General features: G+C 54.8%; 13 protein-coding genes. 5 read left to right on the forward strand and 8 right to left on the reverse strand.

Translation table 11 applies throughout. The features are described 5' to 3' along the window. Positions 1 to 59: 59 nt before the first annotated feature. The gene (locus AC0VXT_RS01755) at positions 60 to 1,973 is read right to left on the reverse strand and encodes an SLC13 family permease (RefSeq protein WP_475547256.1); all 1,914 of its coding nucleotides are present in this window, start codon (positions 1,971 to 1,973) and stop codon (positions 60 to 62) included. A 196-nt stretch (positions 1,974 to 2,169) separates the two neighbouring features. Here AC0VXT_RS01755 and AC0VXT_RS01760 point away from each other — a divergent pair, with 196 nt between their 5' ends. After that, entirely contained in the window at positions 2,170 to 3,408 is a 1,239-nt protein-coding gene (locus AC0VXT_RS01760) for a winged helix-turn-helix domain-containing protein (RefSeq protein ID WP_475547257.1), read from the forward strand. A gap of 372 nt (positions 3,409 to 3,780) precedes the next feature. Here the strand turns inward: AC0VXT_RS01760 and AC0VXT_RS01765 are convergent, their stop codons facing one another. From AC0VXT_RS01765 to AC0VXT_RS01795, 7 genes are all read right to left on the reverse strand, one after another. After that, a complete protein-coding gene (locus tag AC0VXT_RS01765) occupies positions 3,781 to 4,551 on the reverse strand; it encodes an SDR family NAD(P)-dependent oxidoreductase (protein WP_475547258.1) in 771 nt (256 codons plus the stop codon). Positions 4,552 to 4,635: 84 nt separating this feature from the next. After that, a complete protein-coding gene (locus tag AC0VXT_RS01770) occupies positions 4,636 to 5,637 on the reverse strand; it encodes an ABC transporter ATP-binding protein (protein ID WP_022731670.1) in 1,002 nt (333 codons plus the stop codon). A gap of 39 nt (positions 5,638 to 5,676) precedes the next feature. Further along, complete coding sequence (locus AC0VXT_RS01775; protein WP_022731669.1) at positions 5,677 to 6,507, reverse strand: carbohydrate ABC transporter permease; 831 nt, start codon at positions 6,505 to 6,507, stop codon at positions 5,677 to 5,679. Positions 6,508 to 6,516: 9 nt separating this feature from the next. Beyond that, positions 6,517 to 7,389 (reverse strand): carbohydrate ABC transporter permease, encoded by an 873-nt coding sequence (locus AC0VXT_RS01780; protein ID WP_022731668.1) that lies wholly within the window; start codon positions 7,387 to 7,389, stop codon positions 6,517 to 6,519. Positions 7,390 to 7,556: 167 nt separating this feature from the next. Further along, on the reverse strand, positions 7,557 to 8,870 hold the full coding sequence (locus AC0VXT_RS01785; protein ID WP_475547259.1) for an ABC transporter substrate-binding protein: 1,314 nt from the start codon (positions 8,868 to 8,870) through the stop codon (positions 7,557 to 7,559). Between the two features lie 195 nt (positions 8,871 to 9,065). Next, a complete protein-coding gene (locus AC0VXT_RS01790; RefSeq protein ID WP_101303130.1) occupies positions 9,066 to 10,016 on the reverse strand; it encodes a sugar-binding transcriptional regulator in 951 nt (316 codons plus the stop codon). 176 nt (positions 10,017 to 10,192) lie between these two features. Then, positions 10,193 to 11,218, reverse strand: a complete 1,026-nt coding sequence (locus AC0VXT_RS01795; RefSeq protein ID WP_475547260.1) for an aspartate-semialdehyde dehydrogenase — start codon at positions 11,216 to 11,218, stop codon at positions 10,193 to 10,195. 488 nt (positions 11,219 to 11,706) lie between these two features. Between AC0VXT_RS01795 and AC0VXT_RS01800 the strand changes: the two genes are divergently transcribed. The 4 genes from AC0VXT_RS01800 (at position 11,707) to sigJ (ending at position 15,210) form a co-directional block, all read left to right on the forward strand. Continuing rightward, on the forward strand, positions 11,707 to 12,930 hold the full coding sequence (locus AC0VXT_RS01800; protein ID WP_475547261.1) for a class I SAM-dependent methyltransferase: 1,224 nt from the start codon (positions 11,707 to 11,709) through the stop codon (positions 12,928 to 12,930). A gap of 221 nt (positions 12,931 to 13,151) precedes the next feature. Continuing rightward, complete coding sequence (locus AC0VXT_RS01805) at positions 13,152 to 13,571, forward strand: hypothetical protein (protein ID WP_475547262.1); 420 nt, start codon at positions 13,152 to 13,154, stop codon at positions 13,569 to 13,571. A 147-nt stretch (positions 13,572 to 13,718) separates the two neighbouring features. Next, entirely contained in the window at positions 13,719 to 14,153 is a 435-nt protein-coding gene (locus tag AC0VXT_RS01810) for a carboxymuconolactone decarboxylase family protein (RefSeq protein WP_475547263.1), read from the forward strand. Positions 14,154 to 14,286: 133 nt separating this feature from the next. Continuing rightward, complete coding sequence (gene sigJ, locus AC0VXT_RS01815) at positions 14,287 to 15,210, forward strand: RNA polymerase sigma factor SigJ (RefSeq protein WP_475547264.1); 924 nt, start codon at positions 14,287 to 14,289, stop codon at positions 15,208 to 15,210. Positions 15,211 to 15,227 lie beyond the last annotated feature (17 nt).

Genomic DNA, 15,227 nt, shown 5'->3' on the forward strand with positions numbered 1-15,227 from the left:
AGTTTGTCAACATTACCTAAGCTAACCGTGTTAACGCGGTTCAAGTAACATTCCATTCTTTACAGCGGCCAAACCCACAGCAACATCGGCACACCTACCGCCACCACGATGATTTCAATCGGGAGGCCGAGTTTCCAGTAGTCGCCAAAGCGGAAACCGCCGGGGCCGAGGATGAGTGTGTTGTTCTGGTGGCCGATCGGGGTGAGGAAGGCGCAGGATGCGCCAATCGCGACCGCCATCAGGAACGGGTCGGAGCTGGCCTCAAGCTGGGCGGCACTGCCAATCGCAATCGGGCACATCACGGCCGCGGTGGCGGCATTGTTCATGAAGTCCGACAGGGTCATGGTGACGACGAGGATCAGGCCAACGGCAATGGTTGCGTTGCCCTGTGCCACCGATTGCAGCAGGAAGCGCGCGATCAGATCGGCACTGCCGGTACTTTCCATGGCATTGGCCACGGGTATGAGGGCCGCGAGCAGGACGACAACCGGCCAGTCCACAGCATCATACAGGGTTCTGGGTGATACCACGCGCACCAGCAATGCGACCAGAACGCCAAGGGCAAAGGAAATGGCGGCGGGTAGAATGCCAAAGGCGGCCAGCAGGATGGCGATGGCCATGATCACGGTGGTTTTAAGCGCCTGTGCCTTATCGGCCAGATGCAGGGACCGTTCGGCGAGTGGCACACAGCCCAGCCGGCTGGCAAAGTCATAGATGGCTTCTGGCGGGCCTTGCATCAAAAGAACGTCGCCGGCCTGCATCGTCATGGTGCGCAAACGCGCCATCGAACGGCGGCCCTGGCGTGAAACTGCGAGCAGGTTGATGCCATAGCGGTTGCGCAGCCGTATGTCGGTCGCAGACCGGCCGATAAAGGCGGAATTTGGCAGGACAGCCAGTTCAATCAGCGAAATATCATCCGATTGCAGGGCGGTTTTATCGGCGTCTTTGGGCGCATCATTCTGATCAGCATCAGAGGGGTTTTCTGTATCATCGGCGGTTTCGGTTTTTGTGTTGTCGGACGTCTCGGTGTCGGAAAGGGTTTCTTCGTCGCTGTCCAGTGCCTTGAGTTTGGCCTGCGCATCGTTCCATTCGGCCTCAAGGGTAAGCTCAACAGCGGAAAGGGCAGCGGCGAGGCCTTCGGGTTCGGTTTCGATCAGAAGAACGTCGTTCTGATGCAATTCGCGAAAGGGGTTTGGCGCGGGGATACGGCGTTCATTGCGGATCAGCCCAATGACCTGTGCGTCGGTTTTTTCCAGTTCATTGTTGATGTCGCGCAACAGCATGCCGATGGCCTTGCTGCCCTCGGTGATGCGGGCCTCGGTCAGGTAAGAGCCGGTTTCAAATCCCTCGGCCCCGGCACGTTCGCGGGTGGGGACCAGAAATCGACCCAGCAGAATGACAAACACCAGTCCGGATGCGGCAATCGCAATCCCAACCGGGCTGAAATCAAACATCGAAAAGCCCGAGCCGTTCAGTTCGGCGCGAAAGCCCGAAACAATCAGGTTGGGCGGCGTCCCGATCAGGGTGGTCATGCCGCCCAAGATTGAGCCAAAGGCCAGTGGCATCAGGATTTTTCCGGGGGGCAAATTCTGCTTTCGGGCAATTTGAAGCGCCACTGGCATCAGCAAAGCCAAGGCCCCGACATTGTTCATAAAGGCCGACAGGATGGCAGCCAGCAGACTAAGGGCGGCCATGGTGACAAAGGGACCGGCTGATTGCGGCAGAACCGTTCGGGTTAATGTATCGACCGCCCCGGATTTTTGCAGGGCCGATGACAGGATCAGAATGCAGGCCACGGTAATGACGGCCGGATGGCCAAACCCGACAAAGGCATCGCCGGTCGGCACCAGCCCCAGGACGACGCAGGCCAATAACGATGCCATCGCCACCATGTCATGACGCCAACGCCCCCATAAAAACAGGGCAACCGTCCCGACAAGGACGCTCAGGATCATGATCTGTTCGATTTCCATCTTGCGTTCGTGTCCTGTGTTGCGGTGTGCGCGATGATCATCCGGGCAAAGACCCTTGGCAGACTTGGCAGACTTGGCAGACGGTGTGACCCGTCAAGAAATCATACATGAAAACATATGGAATCCTCCTGCCGTATTTGTCAGGGGGATATGCTAACATCATGCTGTTTTTATTTGCCAATTTGAATGTTTAACCATGCCAGATGACAGTGTTCATATCCCGATGCAATCCGTTGCCGTTTCCATCAAGCAGGCGCGCAACCTTGCGCTTGTCGGGCAGGGGTTTGATTGCAATGACAATCGCCCGGTGACCAAACGCCGGATCATCAAGGCGATCCGGCAAACCAATATGTTGCAGGTCGATAGTGTCAACGTTTTGACACGTGCGCATTACATGCCGATTTTCAGCCGATTGGGGGTGTATGACGCAGCCTTGCTTGATCAGGTTGTCTGGGGCACGGACCGGCAGCGCAAATTGTTTGAATATTGGGGCCATGAAGCATCGATGATCCCGGTTGAGGATTACCCGCTGTATCGCTGGCGGATGGAGGATGCGCGCAATGGCAAGGGGACATGGGGGCGGATCGCCCGGATGCAGCGCGAACAGCCCGATCTGATCAATGGCATTCTGGCCCGGATTGAGCGCGAAGGTGCGATTGGTGCGAGTGACCTTGAAGACAAGCGTGCCAACAGTTCGGCATGGTGGGGATGGTCGGATACCAAAACCGCGATGGAATATCTGTTCTGGAGCGGTCAGGTCATGTCGCGCAAGCGGCGTAGCAGTTTTGAGCGGGTTTATGATTTGCCCGAACGGATCATTGGCGATGCGGCCAATCTTGCCGCCCCCGACAGGCAGGATGCGCAATGTGATCTGATCTGCAAGGGGATTGCCGCGATGGGGGTGGCGACCGAGGCGGATCTGCGCAAGTATTTCCGCCTGCCAACAGCGGACGTGAAAGGATGCCTTGTGCGTCTTGTCGAAGAAGGGCGGTTGTTGGCAGCGGACGTTCAGGGGTGGAAGCAGCCGGGCTATATGTGCCCGAACGTCAATCCACGGTCACGGGCCAAGCCGACATGCTTGATGGTGCCATTTGATCCGGTGATGTGGGAACGCGACCGGGTGGAACGCATTTTCGGGTTTAACTACCGGATCGAGATATATGTTCCGGCCGAAAAGCGCCAGTACGGCTATTACGTCCTGCCGTTTATGTTAAACGGCGAATTTGTTGCGCGTGTCGATTTGAAAGCAGACCGGCAAGCCGGGGTGCTTTTGGTGCAAAGTGCGTATCTTGAAGATGGTTTTGCCGCAGGTGATGTGGCGGAGCCGTTGATGGCCAATCTTGAACGCCTGTCGGTGTTCCTTGGCCTGTCGGGTGTTGTGGTGATGCCCGCGAATGCGTTTTCGCGGTATCTGGCCAGTGTTCGCGTGGCCTGAAAAGGTAAACGGGGCGCAGGTCCCACAACCGCGCCCCGTTTTAACCATCATTCCAGCCTGACTGCAACGAGGACCTGTACTCGCCAAATTGGCTTAAATGGTCGCGAGAGATTTGGTCGGATATGAAGAGCTTGGCCGAAGCAAGGTCTTTACCTTGCGAGGTTAAGCGATGACATAGTCCGTTCAAATCTCTCCGATCCAGAGGACGTTGGAATAAAAGGCGATCTGTTGCGTCTGAACCCTTGGCCGGGGGGAAAGCCCCGGCTGGCGGCTCCATCCTTACATATCTTGTTTATTCCAACGCCATTTCAGTCAATTTGGTGAGTACAGGTCCTTGCTTCAGGAGATTACAGTCAACAGTTCCACCTGGCCTTACCAGCAGGTGTAACCCCCATCAGCCAGAACGATGGATCCGGTCATCAAGCTGGATGCGTCTGAGGCAAGGAACAGCACAACCGAGCCGATTTCATCGGTCTCGCCCAAGCGGGCCATCGGGGTGCCATTAATCCATGCGTCGTACATTTCCGGCTTGGATTTCACGAACTCATTTAACGGTGTTGCGATATAGGTCGGTGCAACCGCATTCACACGCACGCCGCGTCCGCCCCATTCAGCCGCCAGCGATTTGGTCAACTGATGCACAGCCGCCTTGGACGCGTTATAATAGGCCTGTTCCTGTGGCTTGTTGACAATGACGCCTGACATCGAGCCGACATTGACGATGACGCCATTTTTCTTGGCCAGCATCTGCTTGCCAAATTCGCGGCAGCACCAGAATGTGCCGTTCAGATTGACGTCAACGACATTGAGCCAATGTTCATCCGCAACGTCTTCGGCCGGGGTTTCCGACCGTGCGATGCCGGCGTTATTGACAAGAATATCGATGCCACCCTGTTTGGCCATTTTTTCGGCACTGGCGCGGACCTGATCGGTGTTGGTGACATCCATGATGTCGATGTCGGCGGAGTACCCTTTGGATTTCAGGTAATCACGGCCTTCTTCGGCGACAGCTTCGCTGATATCGCCAATGATGACATGTGCGCCTGCTTCTGCCAGTGCTTCACAGCAGGACAGGCCGATTGCACGACCGCCGCCCGTGACATAGGCACGGCGACCGGTAAGATCGAACTTTTTAAGATACATTTGGGTCTCACAGTTTTCTTGATTTGGTAAGGCGGGATCGCAACGCGTGTGTGGCATTGCGACCCGGTGTGCACGGTTTAGAAATTATCCAAGGGCCAGACCATGGGCGTCAAAACGATGGATGCGGTCCTGTTCCGGGGTGAGGAAGATTTTGTCATTCCCGCTCAGTGGCATTTCGCCGGTTGCCCGCACCGTCATCGCGCCAAATTCATCCGATTGCACATGGAGGTATGTTTCCGCCCCCAAGTGTTCGGCGATTTTGACCGTGGCCGGGATCACACCGCTTTCGGTGCTGACCACGAGGTGTTCAGGGCGAACGCCGATTTCATGACAACCATGTTTTGCCGCCAGTTCGCCGCCCAGGAAGTTCATTTTCGGTGAGCCGATGAAACCGGCGACGAATTTGTTGGCCGGTTTGCTGTAAAGGTCCATCGGTTTGCCGACTTGCTCCACACGACCCGCCTGCAACACGACGATTTTGTCGGCCATGGTCATGGCTTCGACCTGATCATGGGTGACATAGATCATCGTGGTTTTGAGGTCCTGATGCAGACCGGTGATTTCAAGGCGCATGTTGACGCGAAGGGCGGCATCAAGGTTCGATAACGGTTCATCAAACAGGAAGGCCGCCGGGTTCCGGACAATCGCACGGCCAATGGCAACGCGTTGACGCTGACCACCCGAAAGGGCACCGGGGCGCCGTTCGAGATAGTCGGTCAGATTGAGGATTTTGGCCGCACTCTGGACTTTCTCGTTGATAACTTCCTTGCTTTCACCGGCCATTTTCAGGCCAAAGGCAATGTTGTTAAAAACGGTCATATGCGGATAAAGCGCATAGGACTGAAAGACCATCGACAGGCCGCGCTTGGCCGGGGCTTCGTTGGCAACGTCGATACCATCAATCATGATTTTACCGTCGGTGACATCTTCAAGCCCGGCAATCAGGCGCAGCAAGGTTGATTTGCCACAGCCCGACGGGCCGACAAAGACGACAAACTCACCATCATTGATGTCAAGATCGACACCCGGAATCACATCCAGCGTTCCGAAGGTTTTCTTGACTTTCTCCAGTCGGATAGCACCCATTGCGGTGTTCCTTCTTTCTAGATTTCAATAGGGCAGCGGTTACTTGACCGCGCCAAATGTCAGACCACGAACCAGCTGTTTCTGCGAGAACCAGCCAATGACAAGAATTGGTGCAACTGCCAGAGTTGAAGCGGCTGAAAGCTTTGCCCAGAACAGCCCTTCGGGGCTTGAGTACGAGGCAATGAAAGCTGTCAGCGGTGCCGCATCGGACGTTGTCAGATTGAGTGTCCAAAAGGCTTCGTTCCAGGCAAGGATCACATTCAAGAGCATGGTCGATGCAATGCCGGGCAGGGCCATGGGCAACAGCACAAAGATGATTTCCTTGGGCAGGGTTGCGCCATCCATGCGGGCGGCTTCGAGAATGTCGGTCGGGATTTCCTTAAAGTAGGTGTAGAGCATCCAGACCATGATCGGCAGGTTCATCAAAAACAGAACCATGATCAGACCGAACCGGGTATCAAGCAGCCCCCAGTCGCGAAACATCAGATAGATCGGCACAAGAACGCCAACGGGGGGCATCATCTTGGTCGACAGCATCCAGAGAAGCGCGTCCTTGGTGCGTTTGGTCGGGTTAAAGGCCATGGCCCATGCACAGGTGACAGCAAAGACCAAGCCAACCAATGTGGAGCCGACCGCCAGAATGACAGAGTTCATGGCAAACTTGAAATAGTTCGACCGTTCCTGAACCTCGACATAGTTTTCAAGCGTCCAGTCAAAGGAGATGAAGCTTGGCGGAATGCTGACGGCTTCAAGTTCGCTTTTGAAACTGGTTAAAACCATCCAGAAGATCGGGAAGAAAATCAAAAGGCCGACAACCCAGGCAAAGGCCGAGAAGCTGATATAGCCAAGAGGTGTTTGTTTCTTTTCCATATCGCGCCCCTAATTATCCAGGTTCTTGCCGATGAGGCGGATCAGGAAGATCGCCACGATATTGGCCAGAATGACCGCGACAATGCCGCCGGCTGATGCGCCGCCAACGTCGTACTGCAACAGTGCTTGTGTATAGACAAGGAAGGCAATGTTGGTCGTTGCCAGACCCGGGCCACCACCTGTGGTGACAAAGATTTCGGCAAAGACAGTCAGCAGGAAGATGGTTTCAATCAGCACAACCACAGTAATCGCGCGGCTGAGGTGAGGCAGGGTGATATAGAAAAAGATCGATACCGGACCGGCACCATCCATCTGGGCGGCTTCCTTTTGATCGCGGTCAAGCGACTGAAGTGCGGTCAGAAGGATCAGCACGGCAAAGGGCAGCCATTGCCATGACACCATGATGATGATCGATGTCAGCGGCGCATTGGTAAACCAGTCAATTGCAGGCAGGCCAAGTAAACTGGCAAGCCAGGCAAACATCCCCGAAACCGGGTCCATCAAAAGGTTTTTCCAGACCAGTGCATTGACGGTCGGCATGATGAAGAACGGTGCAATCACCAGAAGTCGCAGGATGCCGCGCCCAAAAATCGGTTGATCGAGCAGCAATCCCAGCAGGATGCCACCAATCACGGTGATGACCAGAACCGAACCGACAAGCAGCAGCGTGTTTGCAAGGGAGGCAAAGAACGCCGGGTCGGTCAGGAAAAATTCGTAATTGAGAGTGCCGATCCATTCTTCCGTGCCTGGCGACAACAGATTGTAGCGCAGGAAGGAAAAGTAAATTGTCATGCCCAGCGGGACGGCCATCCATAAGAACAGGACGATGATCGATGGCGCGGACATGATGCGCCCGGTAAGGGTCGAGGCACGTGTTGACATGATGTGCTCCCCGAAATTGATGTTGATGTCCCGATCCGGATGGAAAGAGGGTGGCGGTGTTAGAGCAGGTTGCTCTGTGGCCGCCACCCCAAGTTCATCAGGTCAAGGAGGTCAGGCCGGATATCATTTCATGATGTGCGATGATCTGAAATCCGACCTGTAGTGCATCAGTAGTAACCGGCTTTGCGCATGGTGCGGTCGGTGCTGGCTTGTGCGGCCGAAAGGGCCTCTTCAACCGTGGACTGACCGGCAAGAGCTGCCAAGAACTGCTGGCCTACAGTCGTACCGATACCCTGGAATTCCGGGATCGCGGCGAACTGAACACCAACATAGGGTTTCGGTTTGAGGGTCGAGTTGATCGGATCTGCGCTGTCGATGGCGAGAAGCGTCTCGTCTGCAAAGGGTGCAGCCTCAAGATATTTCGGGTTTTCGTACAGCGAAATACGGGTTCCCGGGGGAACGTTTGCCCAACCTTCTTTGGAGGCAACCAGTTCGAGATATTCTTTGGACGTGGCCCAGGCGATGAATTTCTGAGCCGCTTCGACGTTCTGGGATCCCATCGGAATGCCAAGGTTCCAAGCCCAGAGCCAGTTGGCACCGGTGCAGGTTACAGCGCAAGGAGCCTCGGTGAAGGCAACCTGATCGGCAACTTTGGATTCTTTGGGGTTGGTGACAAAGGATGCTGCAACGGTTGCATCAATCCACATGCCACATTTACCGGAGTTGAACAGCGACAGGTTTTCGTTAAACCCGTTCGATGTGGCACCCGGAGGACCGTAATTGCCGAGGATATCGGTATACATGTCCAGGGCGGCTTTCCATTCCGGCCCGTCGAAGGTCGGGTTCCATTCTTCGTCAAACCAGCGTGCGCCATAGGCATTGCCCATGGTCGAGATCAGCGCCATGTTTTCGCCCCAGCCGGCTTTGCCGCGCAGGCAGATGCCATAGACGCCGTTGTCCGGGTCATGCAGCTTTTTGGCGATATCAAGGGTCTGATTCCAGGTCAGGCGACCGTTGATTTCAATGCCGGCTTTTTCGAACAGATCCTTGCGGTACATCATCATCGAGCTTTCGCCGTAGAACGGTGCAGCATAAAGCGCATCATCCTTGGAGACGGCCGCACGGATGGCAGGCATCAGATCGTCAACGTCATAGTCGGCGCCGAGATTATCAAGCGGGGCCAGCCAGCCTTTTTCAGCCCAGATCGGCACTTCGTAGGTGCCAATGGTCATGATGTCATACTGACCGCCCTTGGTGGCGATGTCGGTGGTGACGCGCTGACGCAGGGTGTTTTCTTCGAGGGTGACCCACTCAAGCGAAATATCTGGATTCTGTGAGGTGAAATCATCCGTCAGCTTCTGCATGCGGATCATGTCACCGTTGTTGACGGTTGCGATGGTCAGTTTGGTTTCGGCATTGGCGGTGAATGCAACACCGCCTGCTAGTAGCGCGCAAAGCGCGGCTCCCATAACGCGTTTCATGTTTCCTCCCTAAAGGACTATGTACCCGGTAAGCAAATTCTTGCTCGTATTGATCATTTGTTCAGGTGGTGAGCATTCACTCAATTACTGGGTCTCTTGTCAAATTAAATCGTTCTTGCGGTGCACAAAAACAACCCCTGCCAAACGGGTTGACAGGGGGGATCGGTCTTGGTTCTTCGGGGGTTGTTGCGGATGCTACTGCAATAAAGATTCTGCGGTGGCTTCGTCGGTGATCAGGGTCGAGATCAGTTTGCCACGCATCGCACCGCGAATCGCTTTGACCTTTTTCGTGCCCTTGGCAACCGCGATGGTATTGGTGGTCGGCGACTGGGCCGGGGCACTGGTAACGCAATGATTGACCGCATGATCAAGGATGGTGCCATCCTGATCAAATGACCAACTGATGACTTCGCCAATGCCGCCACTTTTGCGAAGCGACGTCAGTTCATCCTTGCTGATGAAGCCGTCAATATGAAGCGGCGCGTCATCGCCAAGATGCCCGACCCCGATAAAACGAATGTCGGCCTCGGCGGCGAGTTTGAGGATATTATCCATCGGGGGCTGTTGCTGCATGCGTTGACGCATTTGCGGATCTTCGATGATGACCGGAATCGGCAAGGGATAATGCGGTGCGCGGGTGCGGTCGGCAAGGTCGATCACCGCGTCATAGAAACTGGCAGCACCATCATGGGCAATGGTGCCGACAAGCGAGACGATCTTATGGTGGCGGCCATCAATCCGGCCAACCTCATCGACCATGGCGCGCATGGCACGCCCGGTGCCCAGGGCTATGATTTGCGGATCGGGTGATTGCAGGGCGCGTTCAAGGTAGGTGGCTGCGGCCTGCGCCATGCCAAACATCGCCTCGGGGGCGGCAGGGTCGGTCGGGACAACATCACAGGCGGCAAGTTCGTACTTTTCACAAATCGCCTTGCCCAGTTCCATGCAATGCGCAATCGGATGATCAAGGCGGACCTTGACCAGACCTTCGCTGACGGCAGCGGACACAAGACGCTGTGCGGTCGGGCGCGAGACGCCAAGTTTGGTGGCGATTTCGTCCTGTGTATTGCCAGCACAATAGTACAGCCAGCCCGCGCGGGCGGCTTCGTCCAGACGTGCGGCTTCCTTGCGTGTGCGTTTAACCATCCGATTTCCCCGAAATTATTTTTCTTCGTAACGTGCCGGGCAGGCGGTGGAATTTTTCATCCCTTAGACTGATTGCCTAGCGCCTTTTTGCGCATCTGACCAGCATGTTTGATTTCATAAACGACAAAACCCGCCTTCGAGAAGGCGGGTTTTGCATCGTGGAAAGACGTGAAACGTTATTTCTTTGGCAGGTATTCCGCGACCAGTGCTTCGGCGATCTGAACCGCGTTAAGGGCCGCCCCTTTGCGCAGGTTATCCCCGACACACCACAGCGACAGACCGTTTTCAACTGTCGGGTCCTTGCGCACGCGCGAGATAAAGACATTGTCCTCACCCTGCACTTCCTGCGGGGTGACATATCCTTCGTCCTGACGGTAATCGACCACGGAAACGCCGGGGAAGGCTTTCATTGCCTTGCGGGCTTCTTCGACGGTGATCGGGCCATCAAATTCGATGTTCACGGCTTCGCCATGACCAACAAAGACCGGGACACGGACACAGGTGGCGTGAACGGCAATTTCGGCCGGGGCCATGATTTTGCGCGTCTCGACCGCCATTTTCCATTCTTCACGGGTGGCACCGTCATCCATGAAGGTATCGATATGGGGAATGACGTTAAAGGCGATCTGCTTGGTGAATTCTTCCTTTTGCGGAAGATCGTTCACATAAATGCCCTTGGTCTGATTGAACAGTTCGTCCATTGCAGCCCGGCCCGCACCCGATACCGACTGATAGGTTAACACCACGATGCGTTTGATCGGGGCGATGTCCTGCAGCGGCTTAAGCGCCATGACCATCTGGATGGTTGAGCAGTTCGGGTTGGCAATGATGTTCTTTTTGGCGTAGCCCGAAAGTGCTGCGCCATTGACCTCGGGCACGACGAGTGGCACGCCCGGTTCCATGCGCCAGTAGCTGGAATTGTCAATCACGACACACCCGGCTTCGGCAGCCTTTGGCGCCAATTTCTTGGCCGCTTCGCCACCAGCGGAAAACAGCGCGATATCAACCTTGGAAAAATCAAAGGTCGCAGAATCCAGAACGCTGAGATCGGTGTCATCGCCATAGGAAACCGTGCGGCCGATTGATTTTGAAGATGCCAGCGCAAAGATTTCGTCAGCCGGGAAATTGCGCTCGGCAAGGGTGTTGAGCATTTCACGCCCGACATTACCAGTCGCACCGACAACAGCGATTTTATAGCCCATCAGATGCCTCTTTTCAGTCTGTGTGGCATGTCGCGCCCCCAATGCTGACCTTATGGAAACCATAAGACCGGGCAAACGGCGCGAGAAACATACCTGTGGATAGTTTTCGATGATCTGCGGCGAGATGTAAGGCTTTCGGGGCAATTGCGCAAGCGTATCCTTGGCAGGGCAGCCACGATTACTACTTGAGATCGTAGAAAATTCTGGCAGAATTATTACGGGGTTCACGTACTGAGCCCGAGATCAGAATCGTTCGGCGTCCTGCTTGGTTGATTTCTGCTTTTGGCATGGGCGTAACGCGTTGTGCGTGTCATGTGGTGTCATGTTCTGGCTTCCTTCCGAACGTCTTTAAGACATGATCCTGATTTAGGATTTTGCCTAATTTAGGGTCTGGCCTGATCTAGGGACAGGTACGTATGCGTGGGTGGCACCGCGCATGGGGCGATCAATTTTCCGACTTTTAAGAAGGAAGGGCGATGACGTACCCGATGAGTTTGGATTGGACACAAAAAAAGGTTCTCGATTTCTTCCGGGAACATGTGACGCGTGGAACATTGATATTCCGCGTTGATGACAAACACGAGGTGGTTCTGGGTGACGGCCAGGAACCAAAAGCCGCCATGACCATACCCGACTGGGGCAATACGCTGAAAATGGCGTTAAGCCCCGATCCCGGTTTTGGCGAAGCGTTCATGCGCAGTGGGTTTGATCTTGTTTCCGGCGAATTGGAAGATCTGATCAAAGTGTTGCGCCTGAATTTCGAAGGCGGTCATTCCGCCAACGGGTTTGGCAGTTTCATTGAAAAACTGCAGGCCCTGAAATTCCAGATTGCCCAGTTTACCAGCATCAAGGCGGCATCACGCCGGGTGCGCCATCACTATGACATTGGCAATGATCTTTATACCCGGTTTCTTGATCCGGATATGCAGTATTCCTGTGCGTTCTGGGATGATGGTGCGCAAACGCTTGAAGAAGCACAGCACCGTAAAATGAGCCTGACGACCCAGCGGCTTAACATCAATGAACCCGGATTGCGGGTGGTTGATATCGGGTGCGGCTGGGGCGGGTTAAGCCGTTTTATCCGGCGTGAAACCGGGGCCGAGGTGCACGGTATTACGCTGTTAACGGAACAATACAGCTGGGCGCAACAACAGCGTCTGGAATTGGGCGACAATGCCAGTCGCGGCCTTGACTACCATCTGCTTGATTACCGGGTGTTTTCCCAGGCCAATGCGGGAAAATACGACAGGGTAGTATCGGTTGGCATGTTTGAGCATGTTGGCCGCCATCAGTTCAAAACCTATTTCGAAAAGGTTGGTGAGCTTCTGAAAACGGGTGGTCGGGCGGTGATCCACACGATCATCAAACCACGTGCCGAATTTACCTCGCCGTGGATTGATCGATATATTTTCCCCGGCGGGTATATACCGGCAGTGCATGAAGTGATCGAAGCGGCCGAACATGCCAGTTTGATGGTGGACGCATCGCATTTCCATCCCGGGCGCAACTATGCCCAGACGCTGATGGCGTGGCGCGACCGGTTTCGCGATGTGGCCGATCAGCTTGATCCGGAAAAATACGACACAGAGTTCAAACGGATGTGGGAGTTTTATCTGGCAGGTTGCATCAATGCCTTTGACGAGGCCGAGGGCGGCGGTGGCATGCGGGTTGGCCAGTTTGTCTTTACCAAGCCGGGTTTTGACTACGCGTAATGTGACGGGGCGGGGAGCAAAAGTTTCCCGCCCCGTTTGATTTTAATCCCCATATGCAAAATATCGGTGATGAACACCGACACATTGGGGAACACCAAAGGCGACAAAAACAAGAAATGGCATTGTTGCCCAAAAAGATACACATCGCGTGATCGACCGGCACGTCAGATGTGACGCATGCAAAGGGTTCTAAACCGGTCATTTTGTCGGGAGGAAACGGCATGTTGAAAGTTTTGAACTGGGACGACGGTACGGACCGCACTGCTGAGATCAATGCCGGTGATGCGCCCCATATTGGTCAGGTGGAAGATTACGTCACCGCACTTGCATCTATCGAGATGTCGAGCTGTGAACGCGATATGCTGCGGGCCCATGCCAATGCACCGGGGCGTGAGATTAGCGGGTTGAAGCTTGCCCAGACGGTGGGGCATTTTGGGGCGCGGATTGGCAATAAGAAATATGGCCGGTTGGCCCGCAAGATATCCGAGGCCGCAGGACTTCCAATGTGTGACAGCGATGTCAGCGATTATCTGGCCGCGATCTTTACCCTTGCCGATGGGAAGCCGACGGACGGTGAAGACTGGACATGGGTGATGCATGAGGCGGTGGCCGATGCGCTGAAAGAAGCAGGCGTTATCTAACGCCAACAGGCGTCAGGTTTCGAAAAAATCGATCCTTTTGAAAATAATCGGGCGGGCTGTGTAACACGGCCCGCCCTTATTTCGTCCTTGTTTGCAGAAAGGGCATTTTGCCCGCCGAATTCACTGCTGCTTTCAAGGAGAACCATCATGAGCCGTTTCACCTTTCCCAAAACCAGCCCGAAACTGTTTGAGGCCATGTTTGAGCTTGCGAGCAAACTTGCGGAAGACGCGAAAATTTCGCCCGCACTGCGCAGCTTGATCGAATGCCGTGTATCGCACATCAACGAATGTGCTCATTGCCTCCGGATGCATTCAAAAAGCTATGGCGAGCAAGGTGGCGACCCGGTCAAACTTGCGATGCTGCCACTGTGGCGCAGTTCAAAGGGCTTTGATGATGGGGAGCGTGCGGCGCTTGACTGGGCGGAATGCCTGACCAAGGTTGAGAGCCAGTCGCGTATTTCGCAAAGCCACCGTGCGTTGCTTGAACATTTCGAAGAAGACGAAGTTTCGGAACTTACCTGCATCATATCAACCATGAATGCCTGGAACCGGTTGGGCATTGCGCAGCATGAGTTTGCGTAAATCCGTTTGCGCAAATCCTGAGGACGGGGGTGACCCTGCGCCTTTGCATCCCCGTCCCCTTTCGGGCAAAATGACATTCATATCGGCGATACGGGATTTTCCCGTATCGCTTCATGCGTTTGATGGACCCAAGATGGCAGATCAGATTTTCGAGGCACATCGACCCCGTTTAATGGCCCTGTCTTATCGTATGCTGGGCAGTCATGCCGATGCCGAGGACGCGGTACAGGACGTCTGGTTGCGATGGCGTGCACAGGATCATGACGTGATCAACGATGCCACCGGATGGCTGGTGCGGGTTTGCAGCAATATCTGTCTGGATGTTTTGAAGTCCGCCCGACGGCAACGTGAAAAATACGTCGGGCAATGGCTGCCCGAACCGTGGTTGCCGCCCGAGCAACCCCAAGCCGAAAAAATGCTAATCGAACAGGATGGTCTGGGTCAGGCGTATTTGCTGATGCTCGAACGGCTGGCACCGGTTGAACGGATTGCCCTTGTTTTACACGAAGTATTTGACTGGACCCATGACGACATTGCCCCGGTGATTGAACGCACAGCCAACAATACCCGTCAGATCCTGTTTCGTGCCCGGCGCAAGATGGCGCGTGAAAATGATCGGGATCCGACACCCTTTGTTGCGGCAAAAGCCTGTGATCAGTCGAAAATCGAGGCGTTTATCAATGCCCTTAGTCTGGGGGATGTTGGACAGTTGATGAGCCAGTTGGCCCCGGATGTGATTATGCATTCCGATGGCGGGGGCAAGGCATCAGCCGCACTTAATCCTGTCTTTGGCAATGATAACGTTGCGCGCTTCTTTGCCGGTGTCTGGGGTAAACGCAGCGAGGATGCCCAAATTTATTATGTGACCAATCAACACGAATGCTGGCTTTTGATGTCTGATGGGGCCGAGGTTGTCACCGCAATCAGCGCATCAGAACGCGATGGTCTGCTGGTTGATATTTTTGTTCATCGCAACCCTGACAAACTTGCGCTTTTTGCCCCGATGATCCGTCATAAGGTGGGCGTTGCCGTTCCAGATACAAAGGCCGGGATTTAACCCGGCCTTTGTAAAAG

The organism is Thalassospira sp. Z349TD_5 (genome assembly GCF_056173045.1).